Annotated in this window: 10 protein-coding genes; 4 read left to right on the top strand and 6 right to left on the bottom strand. The window is 60.1% G+C overall.

From position 1 onward, the window contains the following. Positions 1-13 precede the first annotated feature (13 nt). The 4 genes from G7Y31_RS04540 to G7Y31_RS04525 all read right to left on the bottom strand — a co-directional run bounded on the left by G7Y31_RS04540 (position 14) and on the right by G7Y31_RS04525 (position 8,211). Entirely contained in the window at positions 14-2,824 is a 2,811-nt protein-coding gene (locus G7Y31_RS04540) for an AAA family ATPase (RefSeq protein ID WP_165009019.1), read from the bottom strand. 2 nt (positions 2,825-2,826) lie between these two features. Beyond that, positions 2,827-4,038, bottom strand: a complete 1,212-nt coding sequence (locus G7Y31_RS04535) for a metallophosphoesterase family protein (protein WP_165009212.1) — start codon at positions 4,036-4,038, stop codon at positions 2,827-2,829. A gap of 130 nt (positions 4,039-4,168) precedes the next feature. Then, positions 4,169-5,077 carry an SWIM zinc finger family protein gene (locus G7Y31_RS04530; RefSeq protein ID WP_165009017.1) on the bottom strand — a complete coding sequence of 303 codons (909 nt, stop codon included), beginning with the start codon at positions 5,075-5,077 and terminating at the stop codon, positions 4,169-4,171. A 2-nt stretch (positions 5,078-5,079) separates the two neighbouring features. Next, positions 5,080-8,211 carry a DEAD/DEAH box helicase gene (locus G7Y31_RS04525; protein WP_165009015.1) on the bottom strand — a complete coding sequence of 1,044 codons (3,132 nt, stop codon included), beginning with the start codon at positions 8,209-8,211 and terminating at the stop codon, positions 5,080-5,082. A 148-nt stretch (positions 8,212-8,359) separates the two neighbouring features. Between G7Y31_RS04525 and putP the strand changes: the two genes are divergently transcribed. The 4 genes from putP to G7Y31_RS04505 all read left to right on the top strand — a co-directional run bounded on the left by putP (position 8,360) and on the right by G7Y31_RS04505 (position 12,254). Further along, on the top strand, positions 8,360-9,907 hold the full coding sequence (putP, locus tag G7Y31_RS04520) for a sodium/proline symporter PutP (RefSeq protein WP_165009013.1): 1,548 nt from the start codon (positions 8,360-8,362) through the stop codon (positions 9,905-9,907). Positions 9,908-10,003: 96 nt separating this feature from the next. Continuing rightward, entirely contained in the window at positions 10,004-10,741 is a 738-nt protein-coding gene (locus tag G7Y31_RS04515) for an HNH endonuclease family protein (protein WP_165009011.1), read from the top strand. A 46-nt stretch (positions 10,742-10,787) separates the two neighbouring features. Beyond that, the gene (locus tag G7Y31_RS04510) at positions 10,788-11,240 is read left to right on the top strand and encodes a DUF2269 domain-containing protein (RefSeq protein WP_165009009.1); all 453 of its coding nucleotides are present in this window, start codon (positions 10,788-10,790) and stop codon (positions 11,238-11,240) included. 48 nt (positions 11,241-11,288) lie between these two features. Continuing rightward, positions 11,289-12,254, top strand: coding sequence for a pirin family protein (locus G7Y31_RS04505; RefSeq protein WP_165009007.1), 966 nt, complete (start codon positions 11,289-11,291; stop codon positions 12,252-12,254). Positions 12,255-12,768: 514 nt separating this feature from the next. On the opposite strand, the gene G7Y31_RS04500 is transcribed toward G7Y31_RS04505, so the two are convergent. Together G7Y31_RS04500 and G7Y31_RS04495 are read right to left on the bottom strand one after the other, a co-directional pair. Further along, a complete protein-coding gene (locus tag G7Y31_RS04500) occupies positions 12,769-14,835 on the bottom strand; it encodes a DEAD/DEAH box helicase (protein ID WP_165009005.1) in 2,067 nt (688 codons plus the stop codon). 59 nt (positions 14,836-14,894) lie between these two features. Further along, positions 14,895-15,635 (bottom strand): hypothetical protein, encoded by a 741-nt coding sequence (locus G7Y31_RS04495; protein WP_165009003.1) that lies wholly within the window; start codon positions 15,633-15,635, stop codon positions 14,895-14,897. Positions 15,636-15,689: the final 54 nt, after the last annotated feature.

The following is a 15,689-nucleotide window of genomic DNA, read 5'->3' as shown; positions in this document are numbered from 1 at the left end:
GTCGCAGGCGCCGCTACAGGACCGTACTGGCTGGCGCCTGCTTGAGCTGCTCGATGTCGAACTCCACCTTGCCTGGGATGCTGTCGTAGCGCTCCGGCATACAGGTCAGAACAATTACTTGGCTGTTCTTGGCTGCTTGCGTGAATACTGCAGCTATCAGGTCCAAGCGGTGCTGGTCGGTAGACCCCAGGGCATCATCCACCAACACAGGAACCGATTGTTCTTCGCTACCGCGGGCTACCAGCTGAGCGATAGCAAACCGTGTAATCAATGCCAACTGTTCTCGCGCCCCACCAGAAAGATCCTCAAGCGGAACCGTAGTTTCTCCTTGGCTGCGGTTGACGATTTCCAGTTCCTCATTGAGCCCGAATTCTACATCTGGACCAAAGATAGCGCTGGCTAAAGTACTCAGCTCCGCTGCATAAGGAGCGGCGTAGCGTTTGCGGGCAGCATCCCGGTGCACCACCATAGTGGTGTACAACAGCTTGGCGGCCTCAGCACGCTGCTGCGTAGAGGCCAACACAGCCTTCGCTGCCTCCCAACTGGACTCGGCATTCCGCAACTTCTCAGCGGCACCTTCGGCTTGCTCAATGACAAGCTTCAAGCTGTTCATAGTGTTTTCGGCGGCATCCTTGCGCTTGCGAAGTGAACTCACTTTCTCTTGCGCTCCTTCGAAGAGGTTCTGCACTTGTTGCACATCCGTCTCCCGGAGCGTGGCCTCAGCTGTTGCTACAGCCTCCTTCAGCTCAGCCACGAGCGCTGCGGCACGCTGTGTCTTCTGGGCAAGTTCCTCGCCTGGCAGCGCCTTTTCAGCCGCAGCCAGTGCTTCCTCCGCCCGCTTAAGCTGTACTTCAGCTTGCTCATGAGCCTGTTGCGCAGTAGCCAACGCCACGAATGCGGGACGCTTCTGCAACGGCGCCAGCTTCGCCTCGGCATTTTCTAGGGCCGCTTCGCTTTGGGCACTCGCTTCTTCGGCAGCCAGCTCAGCCTCTTGTGCAGCGGCCTTATCCAGGACCGGTTCTCCGGGCTTCTCCCCTGCCGGATCTACGATCTGGTCTGCAGTTTGGTCTGCCCCCAGCTCTACGGCCTCGCCTCCAGCGGTGACCGTGGCGGCATCGGCAGACTGACATGCTTGCACGGTGGCTTCAACGCGTTCCCGGGCAGCTTGTAATTCGGCACGCAAGGCGCTGAGAGAGTCATTCCCCAAGGCCTTCTTGAGTTCAGCCTTTGCTGCGCGCAACCGATGGTCAATCTCTTGGTGCTCAACGCGACGGCTGCGCACCTGCTCGACGCTGGAGCAGTCTAATTCCTCCAGCAATTCATCCAGTAATTCTTGGGCATCAGCCACCTTTTGCACAAGGTCCTTACCTTGGGCGCCGGGTTCGAAGCGCACTGGGATGGAGCCAATGACCAAGTCGGTAGTCGCGTCTAGAGCTAGTACCGTGTCTTGCCCGGCTGGAAGCACCTGAGACGTACTGCTCACGGTGACCTCGGCGGTATCGGCAGGGTGGAAGATGAGCTTCGCCGCCGCTTGTTCCTTAAGGCTCAGTGCTACCTGCAGGCTATTATTGGCAGACTCGACAGCCTCCACATCGGCATCCTGAATAATCCGACCGCGCGCAGCCGCCAACTTGTTGGCCCCATCAACAGCTGCTTGCAGCCCCTCCAGGGCAGTGACCTTGTCCTGCAGGCGGGTGAGATCCTCCCGCGCTTCAATCGCGCGCACCGCCTGCTTCGCAGCACGCACGGCCCTGCGCGCTTGCGCACGGTGCTCCCGGGCCTCATCCACTGCAGCCTGCAGGTTTTCTAGCGCAGCGCTCTCCTGCTCATTCTTCGCGGCAGCCTCCTCAAGCTCCGCAGCAGTGTGCTCCAGGGCTTCCTGCGCAGCAGCGACCTGCTGGCTAAGTTCCTCACGGCGCATCAGGTCTTCCCGCGCGCGCTCATCTTCCCGTTGGGCAAGGGCCAACTTCTCCCGCTGGGCCTCGACACTATCAAGCAACTCTTGCGCAGACTTTGCCGCGGCGTGCCTTTCCGCCAATGACTCAAGAGCACCCGGCAGCGCAGCTGCCGCCTTATCCCGATCTGCCATTGCCCGCGAGTATTGTTCCACATTGCCGTCCAGCGCCTGTTGCGCCTGCTGCGCATCGCGCAAGACCTGCGCAGCATCCTTTTCCCGCGTCTGTGCGTCCTTCAATTCCTTGGCAGGACGGCCAGTTTTGTCGGTGAAGTACCGGGAATACTCGGCCTCCACGCGCTGCATCAACACCGTGTCTTCTTCGGAGCTGCGAGACTTCGCTCCCGTGGTAGCAGTAAGCACGCGTTCCAAAGAAGGCAGCCCGGAAGCCACAATGGCAGTATCAAGCTGGTCCTGTTGAAGGAATAGGGCGTTGAGCAACTTGGCATCCAAGTGTTGCTCCAAAATGGCCTGCAGCTGGTTTTCTGCCTCCTCACCGGTGAGCGAGGCGCGCTGGGGAGCAAAAATGGTCAACTCCGTCTCCGGGGTTTTAATCCAGCGCTTATGGATCCGGAATTCATATGGCCCCACCGTGAGATCCAGGGTGACCTCCGGAGCTTTATCGGAATGAACTGACTGCAACCACTGCGTGCCCCTATGCGGGATATCACTATTGCGCGCCTTGGGGCTATTCGGCTTGGTTTTGGCACTCGCCTTTTCTGTCAGCACAATTCGAATAGCGTCCGCAATTGTAGACTTACCAGCCTCATTAGGGCCATGGATGACAATGACGCCGGTCTCCGGCAGATTCTCCGCGCGCAGATGTTTGACCCCACGCACATTGTGTAGCTCAATGGACTTGATGCGCATGGCTACTTCCCCTCTTTCACGCCTGATACCAGTGCTGCTTGTCCGCCGGCTAGACGAAAGAGCAGGTTAGCGGCATCCCGCGCCACCGGGTCCTGACCCAACCTATCTACTAATTCCTCCAACACGCCTGCTGCATACCCCTGAAGGTTCAACTCCTCCAACTCGCCTTCTGCGGGTTCCAGAACCAAATCCATGCGGCGGTCACGGGGGTAGAGCGCTGCAAAAATACTTCCGAACTCCGCCAATCCCTGTTCAAGAGCGGCTTGAGCCTGCAAGCTGAGCGTTCCCGTCAATCCGTACTTGATCACCGTCTCATCCTTGTTGGGGTAATCCGCTAGCCGCTGGAGGAAGGCCTCCACATCGGCCATAGAGTTCAGCTGGGCGTCTACTGCATGGAAGGTCCAGGTGCCGATGGCATGCTTGCTCACATCGACGCTGACCCCACCGGCGTCTTTACTAATGGTCACCACCAGTGCATTGCCCGAGTCAACCTCCCCGTTACCACCCCCGCCGGCGTCCACGCCGTGAAAGTCTGTGGTCTCCGGTGCCCCGGAAAACCACACGGCCCCCGTGTCACTCAAGCTTTGTGTCGAGTGAGTATCCCCCAATGCCAGGTAGTCGAAAACCCGGTTCGCTAAGGCCTCCTCCACCGTGGGGAGGTCAATCTGATCCGGTGCACTATCCCCGGCCCGGCTAAAGACCTGCCCGTGCCCCACAGCTACCCGAATGTTCTGGGTAGGCTCCAAAGGTTCCAACATCTGTGCAACCAAGTCGCGAGTGGCATGCTTCGTCATCAGCGGAGCGCCCACTACCTCAACCCCGGGAAGGGCCACCACCGGATCGCAGTCACTGATGACATGGATATTCTCCCCCTCCATCTTGTTCAAGATCGAGTCCGCCACCAGCGGGTCATGGTTTCCGGGGAGTAAATACACCGGTACTGGTAGCCTGCGCAGGCGCTCCATAGCACGCTTGGTGGTTGTATTGGACAGCGAGTTGGCATCAAAGACATCCCCAGCTACCACGATGAACTGGGCCCCAGTGTCTTTAGCTAAACCTCCCAGGCGGTCAATAGCGGCTAAGCGGGCGTTATTGAATCTCGCTTGAGCCTCCCCTTCAAGGAACCAGCGCTGCATCCCCAACTGAAAATCCGACGTATGGATAAAGGTCACACTTCGTGCGATATTTTCCAGTTTGTCCCTATGTCCCGACATGGCCTTGTATTCCGGTTTACTACTGCTCATATTCATGACTCATACCATAGAACAAAGCCGGGACATTGGACGCACCTGAATCGAACAGGGCATCGGGAAGCTCAAGCAAAACCCGCGGCCACCAGTCACGCTACCGAGTAAGGTGCTCGTAGAGCTCCTCTATGTCACTCACAGCCCGCAGCAGCTCAATGTTGGTATGACATACCGCGCGCAGCGCCTTGCGCAGCAAATCCATATCGGAGTCCTCCAGCACGGGCGCCGTCTTGGGCTCCGGCAAATCTGGCAGCTCGCGCCCAGACCAAAACAACTCGTTGCTCTCCGCAAGGTTGCGACCGCCTGACAGGGCGACCACATCCTGAGCACCAGCACCGGCCTCGTTGAGCAAATTGCGCTCCAAGGTGCGAAAATCCAGGCCGCGCAAAGCAAAAACCACGCCGGGATCCGCATCCATCCGCGCCGCCAGCCGCTCCCCCACAGCAACAATATGCTTGCACACCAAAGCTCCATCAGGACACGTACACCGCACCCGCAGGTCTTGGCTCTCTTCACCCAACAAGATGTCCAAGAGCTCTTCACTGACCACGCCCTCGCGGGCAAGTCGCAAGGAATTCGACTCCCGGGCCATGATGTGCGATAACTCCAGCAACTGCGCGCTGCTGCGGTGCGGCAGCTGCAACAGCACCTCAAAGGGCTGGTTCTGGCTTCCAGCCACCCGCCCGTGCGCCGCGCCCACCCTAATATCGAGCCCCACCACGTTGCCCGCACGCGCATAATCGCGCCCGCGCTGCAAGCGGCCACTGTCCACGCGTCGACTAATAAAAGAAATCAGGCGGGTTGCCGCCGGACCCATGGTGGAGCCAAAGTGTCGGTGGCTCACCTGAGCAGACGGCGACTGAGGCGTACGCCCCCGGCGTGCCGGTACCCTCGCTTCCAAATGGGCTACTTCTTCCGGGGAGCTCGCCCGCTGCCGTGTGCGGAAGTTCACAAAGGTGACATTGTTGGCATTGTTGGCATTGTTCTTATCATTCCCGCTGGCCATTACTATGCCTCCTCTTCAGCGTCCGCGCGGTAGTGCATCAGCTCTGCCAATTGATCTGGGTTCAGCTCCGTTAGCCAACCTTCACCCTCGCCCACCACGGCGCCGGCCAATTTGGTCTTGCCGTCGAGAATGTCCTGGATGGATTCCTCCAGCGTTCCGGCGGTAATCATCTTGTACACCTGCACATTGCGCTGTTGGCCAATACGGAACGCACGATCGGTAGCTTGGTTTTCCACCGCCGGGTTCCACCAACGGTCCATGTGCACCACGATGTTGGCGGCGGTGAGGTTGAGTCCCGTTCCGCCAGCTTTAAGGGAGAGCACCATGGCCGCCGGTCCGTCGCCGCGCTGGAAGTCCTCCACCATGGCGTCACGCTTGTTTTTGCTCACCCCACCGTGCAAGAAAGGAACCTCTTGGCCAAGGTGCTGTGACAAATACGGCACCAACAACTGCCCAAACGCCCGGTACTGAGTAAAGATCAACAAGCGTTCACCGGCTTGCTGGGCTTCATCAATAATGCGGATTAGCTCCGCCACCTTACCGGAACGGTGCTTGCCCTTGAGCGTGACAGCACTGCCATCGCCCAGATAGTGCGCTGGGTGATTACAAATCTGCTTAATGCGCGTCAGGGACGCCAAAATCAGCCCCCGGCGCGCCATCGGCTCTGCCGACTCCAGCCTGCGCGTGATGTCATCCACCAGGGAGCGATACAGTGCGGCTTGTTCCGAGGTCAAGTTCACGGTGATAACCTGCTCGGTCTTTTCTGGCAAGTCATCAATAATAGACTTATCCGTCTTAAGCCGCCGCAGAATAAACGGCGCCACCAAGGCGCGAAGGTGTTCGGCCAGCTCAGGGGCCTGGCCTCCCTCAATCGGCTTGGCAAAGTGGTTGCGGAAGAAAGACGCAGATCCCAGCACCCCGGGGTTGCAGAAGTCCACAATCGAGCGCATCTCACTCAAACGATTTTCCACCGGGGTACCGGTGAGCGCTATGCGCTGCCGCGCCGGCAGCGAGCGCACCGCCTTAGAGGTGTGCGTGCCAGGGTTCTTAATCGCCTGAGCCTCATCTAGCACCACGTGCTCCCATTCCACTGCTCCCAAGACGGCAAAGTCGCGCGTCGCCGTGCCATAAGAAGTAATGACCACATCAGCGTCTGCTACCGCTTTCAGGAAGTCTGCCCCGCGCGGGCGCTGGGTCCCGTGGTGAACAATGACCTTGAAGTGCGGTACAAACCGGGCGGCTTCCCGGCGCCAATTTCCCACTACGGAGGTGGGGGCGACCACTAAGGTGGGGCCGGGGGAATCGGCAAGCTCCTGCTCGACTGCCAGCAAACTCAACAGCTGTAGGGTCTTGCCCAAGCCCATGTCGTCTGCCAGCACTGCCCCCAGATTGTTGCGCGACATCCAATATAACCAGTCCACGCCGCGGTGCTGGTACTCCCGCAGCTGCGCGTGCACCGTCGGTGGGATATCCACGGGCTGGGGCGAAGGGCTATCCATCCCGCCCAGCAGAGAGGCATGCCAGGCTGAGCCGCTAAACTCCACCGGCTGCTCCACGGCAGATTCCAGGGCCAGGCGGCGCAACTCCGCCAGGGAGACCACGCCCTGGGTGTCATCGTCCTCATATGCCAGCAGCGCCTGCTGGGCCTCCTGCGCGCGCTCGAGACGTTCCTCCCAGCCAGGCAGTCCCAATTCGCGGGCTTCCTCAGCGCGACGCAGGGCCTCCTCCACCCGGGCACGCGCCTGCTTGCGGGCGGCAGCGGCCAGCTGTTCCATATAATCGCCGATTTTGCTCAGCGTGGAGGTATCTGCCATCACCCACTGGCCCCGCAGCTTAATTAGCCCAGATTTGGAGGCGACCAGCTGCTCCATTTCTTCATCACTAAGCTGCGTGTCGCCCACCGAAACTTTCCAGTCGTAGGCCACCAGCTTCTCAAAGCCCACGTGGCTGTGCGTGGCAGCGTTTGCGGCAGCCGCCGGGTCAATCTCGCGCACCTCCAGCTGCGCGGTGGTGGACATGTGTGCCCAGGCCTTGGGCAACATCACGGTAAACCCGGCCGCCTGGAGTTGGGCGGTGTCGGTGCTGACAAAGCGCACCAGGTCGTCGGTGGTGAGGTAGACATCCCAGTCCCCCATCCGGTACGCCTCTTCCGGGTGTGGGTGGTACGTGTTCGGGTCCAGCAGTGGCGATATGGCAATGGCCCGCTGCTGGGACGCCCGCAGCCGCTCCATGCTGGAATGGTCTAGCTGGGTCTGGCGCATGGGCACCGGGGCATCGGTACCCGAGCGCACGCACACCCGCACCGGCCACATGTCACCTTCATCTGAGCTTGCCGATGCCCCCTCGGCTCCCGCACCGACCCCTACCGCAGGTTCTTGCGGCTCATCCCCAGGTTCTTCCACAATGAACACCAGCTGCAATTGGACGTCCATTATCGAGTCGCGCCACTCGTTTAAGCCGCGCAGCAACTGGGCGCGACCTTTACGTACCGCAGTGGTGTGCAAGATGGAGTCCACAAAATGATGCCATGGGTAAGGTCGTGGTTGGGTGCTTAGTTCTTGGAGCTCACGGAAGGCAATCCAGTGGGTGAGCTCATCAGCCATATCCTCTGCCAAGACCCCATTATTAACGGTGAGCACCTGCGGGGCTGCGGCAATCATCTCTGCCAACCAACCGCGCTCTGCTAGCCCCGTAGCCAGCTGCCACATGGGCACCCACTCGCCCGATTGATAGTTCATGCGCAGGGTCACCCGGCCAGCGCGCACCCACTGCGCCAAACCAGCATATGCCTGCGCTAGCCACAAGAGGTCTGGCGCTAGGGTCTGGCGTTGTTGTGCACTGACCTCCGGGCTGCTTAACGATTCCCGCGTGCGCTGAAGTGTCTCTACCATTCCCAGCGGATCAAATAAGGCCATAGGCACCATCAGGGTGACGTCTTTTCCCTTGGGCGTGCGCAGCGACATCCGCGCCCGATTGCGGAACGTCTTGCCTTTGAGGATCTTTTCTAGTGCTGGCGGGAAATATCCCTGCGGCACTGCCGCCGGGGTGACAATTTTGTGCCCCTCCAACTGCTCAATCCACACACCCAGTCCCGCTGAGGGCAACCAGACGCCGTGGATGAGGAAACTAGACATAGCGGCTAGTTTAGCCACAGCTGTGGGTACCCCTAACTTTGGGGAGTCCGGACCTCAATTACGCCCTATTGCTGTGTAAATCACAAATTATAGGTACTATTGGCCGGGTTATCTGCTCAATCACTCAAGAGAAAGACAGGAGAGCTACATGGAATCTTCGACGTGGTACGTCATAGCCATCATCATCTACCTGTTCACCATGCTCGCCATCGGTTATTGGTCCTACCGCCAGACCAGTGAGTATGACGAATACGTCCTGGGCGGGCGCGGCCTGAACCCCTTCGTGGCAGCCTTGTCCGCGGGGGCATCGGACATGTCCGGCTGGTTGCTCATGGGCCTTCCCGGCGCGCTGTTCCTCACCGGCATGTCTGAGCTATGGATTGCCATTGGCTTGACCGTGGGCGCCTGGTTCAACTGGAAGCTCGTGGCCCCGCGCCTGCGCGCCTACACCGAGGTGGCCAACAACTCCATCACGGTGCCCTCCTTCTTTGAGAACCGCCTGCGGGATAAGTCCCGCGCGCTGCGCGTCATCGCTTCTCTCATCATCATCTTCTTCTTCACCTTCTACGTCTCTTCCGGCATGGTGGCCGGTGGGCGCTACTTCGAGTCCACTTTCCAGGGCGACTACCTCACCGGCATGCTCATCGTGGCGGCAGTGACGGTGGCTTATACCTTCATCGGCGGCTTCCTGGCAGTGTCCTACACTGATGCCGTCCAGGGCATTTTGATGTTCCTCTCCCTGGCCATCGTGCCTATTATGGCCATTATCTCCCTGGATAACCCGGCCGACATCTTCTCCTTCGCCGCAGAAAACCCCTACGCCACCGGCGGGGCCATTGTAAACCCCGACTACTTCTCCATGATTTCCGGAGTGTCGGCCGCGGTTATCATCGGCAACCTTGCTTGGGGTCTGGGCTACTTCGGGCAGCCGCACATCATCGTGCGCTTCATGGCGCTGCGCACCCCGGCAGATGCCAAGACTGGCCGCCGCGTGGGCATCCTCTGGATGGCGCTGTCCGTCCTGGGTGCGATCTTCTGCGCCCTTGCCGGTACGGTCTTCTTCACCACCACCGAGCACGCCATTACAGACCAGCAGTCCTATGAGACGATCTTCTTGGACATGGCGCAGATCATGTTCCACCCGCTCTTTGCTGGTCTGGTGCTCACCGCAGTGCTTGCCGCAATTATGTCCACCATGTCCTCCCAGCTGCTGGTGGTGTCTTCTTCCCTGATTGAGGACTTGCTGAAGGTCTTTAGCAAGAAGGAGCCCTCGGAGTCTACGCTGATTAATCTCTCCCGCACCGCCGTGGTAGGCGTGGCCATTTTGGCCGCCATCCTCGCCGTGAACCCGAATGATTCCATCCTGGGCCTGGTGGGCTTTGCTTGGGCTGGCTTCGGCGCTGCCTTTGGCCCGCTGGTGCTTTTCTCCCTGTTCTGGTCGCGCCTGAACGTTCCGGGTGCGATTGCCGGCATGGTGGTTGGTGCCGTGGTTACCATCGGTTGGGGCATGTCCGCCTTGAGCGACTCTCTCTACGAGATCGTCCCCGGCTTCGCCGCTTCCTGCCTGGCAATCGTGGTTGTCTCCTTGGCCACCAAGGCCCCCTCGGCGGAGATTACCAAGGAATTCGACCTGGCCATCGATGTCTCTCGCCGTGCCGCTGGTGATGAGAGCTTCGAGTTTTCCGCCACTGCTTAACGCAAGCCTCAATCCCCGCCCCGCCCCGTGCTGCCTTTGCACGGGGCTGCGGCCTTTTTCGGAACCTTTTGGGGTAGCTGACAAGTCTAAGTAGGTATGTCACCTTCTCGTCTACCTAGCCGGCGCCCCTCCCAGGCGCGCCGACGCCAGATCTCTGTGCATCCAATCCATGCAGCCGTTGTGGTATTGAGCGTGGCCAGTGTGTGGTTGCTGCTCCCGCAGCTGCGCGCGCCGCAGCCACTTGACCCGGGGCTACCCCCACCGGCGGAGCTTTTTGCCCAGATTGCCGAAGGCCCGCCGCGACTCAAGGACCACACCTATAAACGCACCGAGTTCGGTTCCGGGTGGGGCCCAGCCCGCCTGCCTGGCCAGGAGGCGTGCACCGCGCGCGAGGCGGCCCTGTTGGCCCAGGCCCCTCACAGTCCGCCCACTCCGGGTAGTTGCGAGCGCCCTGCAGAAATCTTTGATCCCTATTCCGGAACCACGCTGCATCTAGAGGATCTCCCCCGCCCGCCGGAAGCTGACCACGTGTTACCGCTGTCAGCCGCGTGGGATTTGGGCGCAAGCCAGTGGTCGACGCAGTTGCGGGTGGAATTTGCCAATGATCCACTCAACCTGGTGGTCACCAGCAGAGAGGCCAACCAGGCCAAGTCCGACCAACTGCCCAGCCAATGGATGCCGCCCCAGCGCCACACCCATTGTTGGTACTCCCAGCGCTTAGGAGCGGTGGCCTACAAATACTCCCTGGCCCTGCCTGCAGAAGACTTGGCGCGCATGCGCGCGTCTTGCCGCTATTTCCGGCTGCGCGACTACATCGCTAGGCTGGGAGGTTGACATTGCACCCGCAGATGTTTCCTACCTTGAAGGATTTTTATACCCCATGACTACTTTTGCCATTGCTCTCCACGCCATCGCCGCCGTGGCCCTCATTGGGCCCGTGATGGTGGCAACCTCCATGTTTCCTGCGCAGTTGGCGCAGGGTAACGTGGGAGCACTGACCATTTTGCACCGCATCACCAACACCTACGGGCTCATCTCCGCGCTGGTTCCCATCCTGGGCGTGGCCGTCTTCCTCTCTGATCTGTCTACCTACGGCCGCCAGGGCCAGTTCCATGCTTCCATCCTGTTGGCCGTCATTGCCTGGGCCCTCTTGCTGTTCGTCGTGGTCCCGAAGCAAAAGGCTGCCCTGACTGCTCTTGGCGTTGAGTCCGCTGAGTCTGCCGATGCCCCCTCAGCCCCCGCCTCCCTGGACAAGTCCCGTTCCCAGTTGGCGATGTTCTCCGGCATCTTCAACCTGCTGTGGATCCTCTGTGCAGTGTTGATGTTCATCTAAACCACTCCTGCCCCTCCCGGTGTTGCATAATCGTTTAAGATTGTGCACATGGCACCAGATTCCATTGAGATTCTTGGCCCCCGCTCCGTTCCCCTCGGCGGGCCACGGGCAATGCCAGTAGCCCGCACCCTTCCTCAGCGCCACCGCTCCACCATCGGAGCGTGGTGCTTTATTGATCACTACGGACCAGATGATGTCTCTGCAACCGGCGGCATGGACGTCGCCCCGCACCCACACACTGGATTGCAGACCGTATCCTGGCTCTTCTCTGGCAAAATTATGCACCACGATTCTGCCGATAACCACGCCGTGGTGCGACCCGGGGAAGTAAATCTGATGACGGCAGGCTCTGGAATTTGTCATTCTGAGGTGTCTACGCAAGACACCACTGTGCTCCACGGGGTGCAACTGTGGACCGTACTGCCTGACGCTCACCGGCACACCACGCGCCGTTTCGACCATTACGCCCCGCCCACAGTCCTCCACGGCCCGGGAAGGGTGCAAGTTTTTCTGGGTACACTCCTTGGTTCAGCAGCCCCGCCATCTCCCCTGCCCACCTACACACCACTTCTAGGCGCACAGGTGGACCTGCCGGCTGGGACGCAAATAGAATTACAACTCGACACCAACTTCGAACACGGAATCCTCGTAGATACGGGGACAATTCACCTAATCCTCCCAGGGAACAACGCACAGCAGGTGAGCCCCCAGGAACTCGCTTTCCTCGCTAACGGACCGTCACGGGTGATACTGCACAACCCAGGACAAGAAACGGCCAGGATGCTCCTTTTAGGCGGAGAGCCCTTCGAAGAGGAATTTGTCATGTGGTGGAACTTCATTGGCCGCACGCATGACGAGGTCACGTCCTACCGTGAAGAATGGCAGCAGCATGGGCAGCGATTCGGTCATGTGGAGGGCTATATTAGCCATGATCCTTCAGGACTCTCGCGCCTTCCGGCGCCTACTCTTCCACCAGTGCAGTTGCGTCCGCGTGGTGGACGAAAGCAATCCTAGCCACGCTTCTTTTGCCAGTTCAACACCATGATGACTATGCCAGCGATAAGCAATGCTGGCACTAATACGTCCACTGCAATCGACGCAATAATAATGAGCAGTTCTAGCATTGATTTCTCCTCAGCACGCTTTAGCCACCGGCGGTTCCGCCGACTCTGTTCTCCTCCGTCCCAGGCTAAATAACCTCTCCCGGAAGCCGCAAGCCCTTTGGAGAATTAGCGACTTTAGTACACACCCGGGCAGGCAGGGGTGGCCCAACCACCCGTCATGCTTACCCAAGGACTCCATACTTCCCGAACCCCTAAAATCCCCGAACTTGTCCATACAGCCCAAAATGACCCGTTCCCGACAAGTCAAGACCTGATTTTTCACATTCTGAGGCCAGCGTTGTCGGGAACGGGTCATGTTCCGCCAAGGTCACGTTCCGCCAAGGTCACGCGTGCTCAAAGCCACACGGGCCGCCGGACGGACCGGACACTCTGAGCGGACCGGGCCCCGGGCGGACGAGGCCATGCTAGTCGCGCCAGCCGCCGCGGTTACCGCGGTCATCCCGGTCCCGTCCCCGTCCGCCACGGTAGCCGCCACGGTCATCCCGATCGCGGCCGCGGCCGCCACGGTAACCGCCGCGGTCGTCACGGTAGCCACCCCGATCGTCGCGGTCGCGGCCCCTACGGAAGCCGCCGCGATCATCGCCGTCGCGACGCGGTGGACGGCCGGTGTCCTTGGCAATGTTGATCAGCTGGCCGGAAATGCGAGTATCCCGCAGGCGGTCGAGCACCGCCGGGTCCATGTTCTTAGGCAGGTCCACCAGCGTGTGGCCCACGGCGATGGTGATACGTCCGAAGTCTTTTGCAGACAGACCACCTTCGTTGGCCAGGGCACCGACAATGGAGCCCGGGCGCACGTTGTGGCGCTTGCCCACGTCCAGGCGGTAGGTCACAAAGTCGCCATCATCACGGCGTGGCCCGCGCTCACGGAAGCCACCACGCTCCCGCCGGTCATCACGGTCGCGGACTCCGCCCCGCTCCCGGCGGTCATCGCGGTCAAAGCGATCCCGGCGGTCCCGGTCCCGCTTGGCCTTCGGCTGCTCCTTGAGCAAGAACTCTGCACCGCCCTGCAGCTGCACAGCCAGTGCGGCAGCAATGTCATCCATAGCCACGTCATTGCCCGCGGAATACTCGCGCAGCAACGTGCGGAAGAAATCGAATTGCTTGTCTTCCAGGCTCTCCGTAATCCGCGCAAAGAATTTCTCCTTGCGCTTGGCGTTGACCTCATCGGCTGTAGGGAGATCCATCTCCTCAAGGCGGGCATTGGTCACGCGCTCAATGGAGCGCAGCATGCGCCGCTCCCGCGGAGTGACAAACAAGATCGCCTCACCAGTACGCCCCGCGCGGCCGGTGCGGCCAATGCGGTGGACATAAGACTCCGTGTCATTCGGGATGTCGTAGTTAACCACGTGGGTAATGCGGTCTACGTCCAGGCCGCGAGCGGCTACGTCGGTAGCCACCAGGATGTCCAGGCGGCCATCCTTAAGCTGATCCACGGTGCGCTCACGCTGCTGCTGAGCAATGTCGCCGTTAATTGCGGCTGCGTTATAGCCAGCATCGCGCAGCGCGTCAGCTACTTCTTCCGTCTCATGCTTGGTACGGCAGAAGACAATCATGGCGTCGTATTCAGTGACTTCGAGGATGCGAGTAAACGCATCCATCTTCTGGCGGTGCGCGGTCAGCAGGAAGCGCTGCGTGATGTTGTCATTGGTGCGGCGCTCCGACTTCACAGTGACCTCAGCCGGGTCGGTGAGGTACTGCTTCGACAACCTGCGGATGGACCCCGGCATGGTGGCAGAAAACAGGGCCACCTGCTTGTCTTCGGGGGTATCCTCCAAAATTCTTTCGACGTCTTCTTGGAAGCCCATGTTGAGCATCTCATCAGCCTCATCCAGCACTAGGTAGCGCAGGCGGGAGATGTCAAGGGAGCCCTTCTCCAGATGGTCGATGACGCGCCCCGGAGTACCCACAATGATGTGAGCGCCACGGCGCAATCCAGAAAGCTGAATGCCATAAGCCTGCCCACCGTAGATGGGCAGGACCTCGATGCGACCCAAGTGGTCCGCAAAAGACTGGAAAGAGTCTGCCACCTGCAGCGCCAGCTCACGGGTAGGAGCCAGCACCAGGGCCTGCGGGTGGCGGGCAGCAACATCGATCTGCGAGAGCACCGGCAGCGCAAATGCTGCGGTCTTGCCGGTGCCCGTCTGGGCTAGGCCCACCACGTCGCGACCTTCCATCAAGATGGGGATGGTCTGTTCTTGAATGGGGGAAGGCTGGGTAAACCCAACCTTTGCCACGGCATCTTGCACGCTTTGCGGCAGGCCAAGGTTTGCAAACCCCTGGGACTCTTCATTGGTCGAATCTGCAGATTCGACGCCGGTATCCTCAGAAGTTTCCGCAGCCCTGGTGCCTTCAATGGCGTCCTGCGAAGCCTGCACGGCTTCGCTTCCTTGCGAGTTTTCCTGAGATTCCGACTGATTAAAATTATCTTCCGGCTCGTTTACGCCGCCGGTGGCGTTATCGGTAATGCTCATTGCCCGCTCCACAGTACGCCATCAGTGCCCACCGCACCAGCCCGGCACTCACGGCGGGGCTAGCGAGCACCCCACCAACCGACGCTGACATCACAGACAGCTTCGCTAAAATCCGCCAGGTCTGTGCCCACTTCGACTACCACGCCTGGAACAGAAGGCTGCCACTTCAGGTCAATCAGGACTGCTTTCTCGGCCCCACCGGGGGCATCAGCACCCGGCTGCTTATTGAAGTTCACCACCCCACTTTCCTGGTTCGCTTGGACCATCCAGGAGCGCCCCACAATGTAGGCGCGTGAGGACTGATCGTGTCCTGCGAGCATCGGGTGCGTCCCCCGCCGGATAGCCGGTTCCATAGCTACGAAATAGGCCAAGAGATCCGTAGTTTGCGCCACGGTGTCTACTACCTGCTGGCGCAGTTCTGCCACCAAGTCCCGGGGGTAGATACCTATCTCCCAGGCCAGCTCATCAATGGTTGCAAACTCCCATTCCATAAATTCCCAGTAGGAATGCTCATCCTGTTCGGTAACTATCTGCTCTACCAACCCCTGGCAGAACGCATAGTAGGCAGCATTGCGTTCCAGCTGTTCCCGGCTGGGGCGCTTGGATACCCGCCCGCCGAACGTACGCAAAGCTTGTTTCCATGTGGGCATCGGCTCTGCCTCACGGCGCTCGTACCACTCCTCCCCGTCTTGTTCCTCATCCACTGGCAGCGAGCTGGCCACAGGCTCGACCGTGATGTCGTAGTCCATGTAGCTGTTGTGATAGGTCTCTAGCAGTTGGTTGATGTCGATCTTCGACATGTTTCCCCCTCGATGTATGTGGGCCCGGCGGCACGAGTGTCGCACCGGCGCGGG

Source organism: Corynebacterium lizhenjunii, from assembly GCF_011038655.2.
In the GTDB taxonomy this organism is placed as follows: domain Bacteria; phylum Actinomycetota; class Actinomycetes; order Mycobacteriales; family Mycobacteriaceae; genus Corynebacterium; species Corynebacterium lizhenjunii.
This window is presented reverse-complemented; position numbering and strand designations above follow the sequence as displayed.

Bases quoted from the DNA above. Each gene is read 5' to 3' on its own strand.
- G7Y31_RS04500 (WP_165009005.1), bottom strand. From the start codon at position 14,835: ATGAGCATTACCGATAACGCCACCGGCGGCGTAAACGAGCCGGAAGAT.
- G7Y31_RS04540 (WP_165009019.1), bottom strand. From the start codon at position 2,824: ATGCGCATCAAGTCCATTGAGCTACACAATGTGCGTGGGGTCAAACAT.
- G7Y31_RS04525 (WP_165009015.1), bottom strand. From the start codon at position 8,211: ATGTCTAGTTTCCTCATCCACGGCGTCTGGTTGCCCTCAGCGGGACTG.
- G7Y31_RS04505 (WP_165009007.1), top strand. From the start codon at position 11,289: ATGGCACCAGATTCCATTGAGATTCTTGGCCCCCGCTCCGTTCCCCTC.
- G7Y31_RS04515 (WP_165009011.1), top strand. From the start codon at position 10,004: ATGTCACCTTCTCGTCTACCTAGCCGGCGCCCCTCCCAGGCGCGCCGA.
- G7Y31_RS04495 (WP_165009003.1), bottom strand. From the start codon at position 15,635: ATGTCGAAGATCGACATCAACCAACTGCTAGAGACCTATCACAACAGC.
- putP (WP_165009013.1), top strand. From the start codon at position 8,360: ATGGAATCTTCGACGTGGTACGTCATAGCCATCATCATCTACCTGTTC.
- G7Y31_RS04530 (WP_165009017.1), bottom strand. From the start codon at position 5,077: ATGGCCAGCGGGAATGATAAGAACAATGCCAACAATGCCAACAATGTC.
- G7Y31_RS04535 (WP_165009212.1), bottom strand. From the start codon at position 4,038: ATGTCGGGACATAGGGACAAACTGGAAAATATCGCACGAAGTGTGACC.
- G7Y31_RS04510 (WP_165009009.1), top strand. From the start codon at position 10,788: ATGACTACTTTTGCCATTGCTCTCCACGCCATCGCCGCCGTGGCCCTC.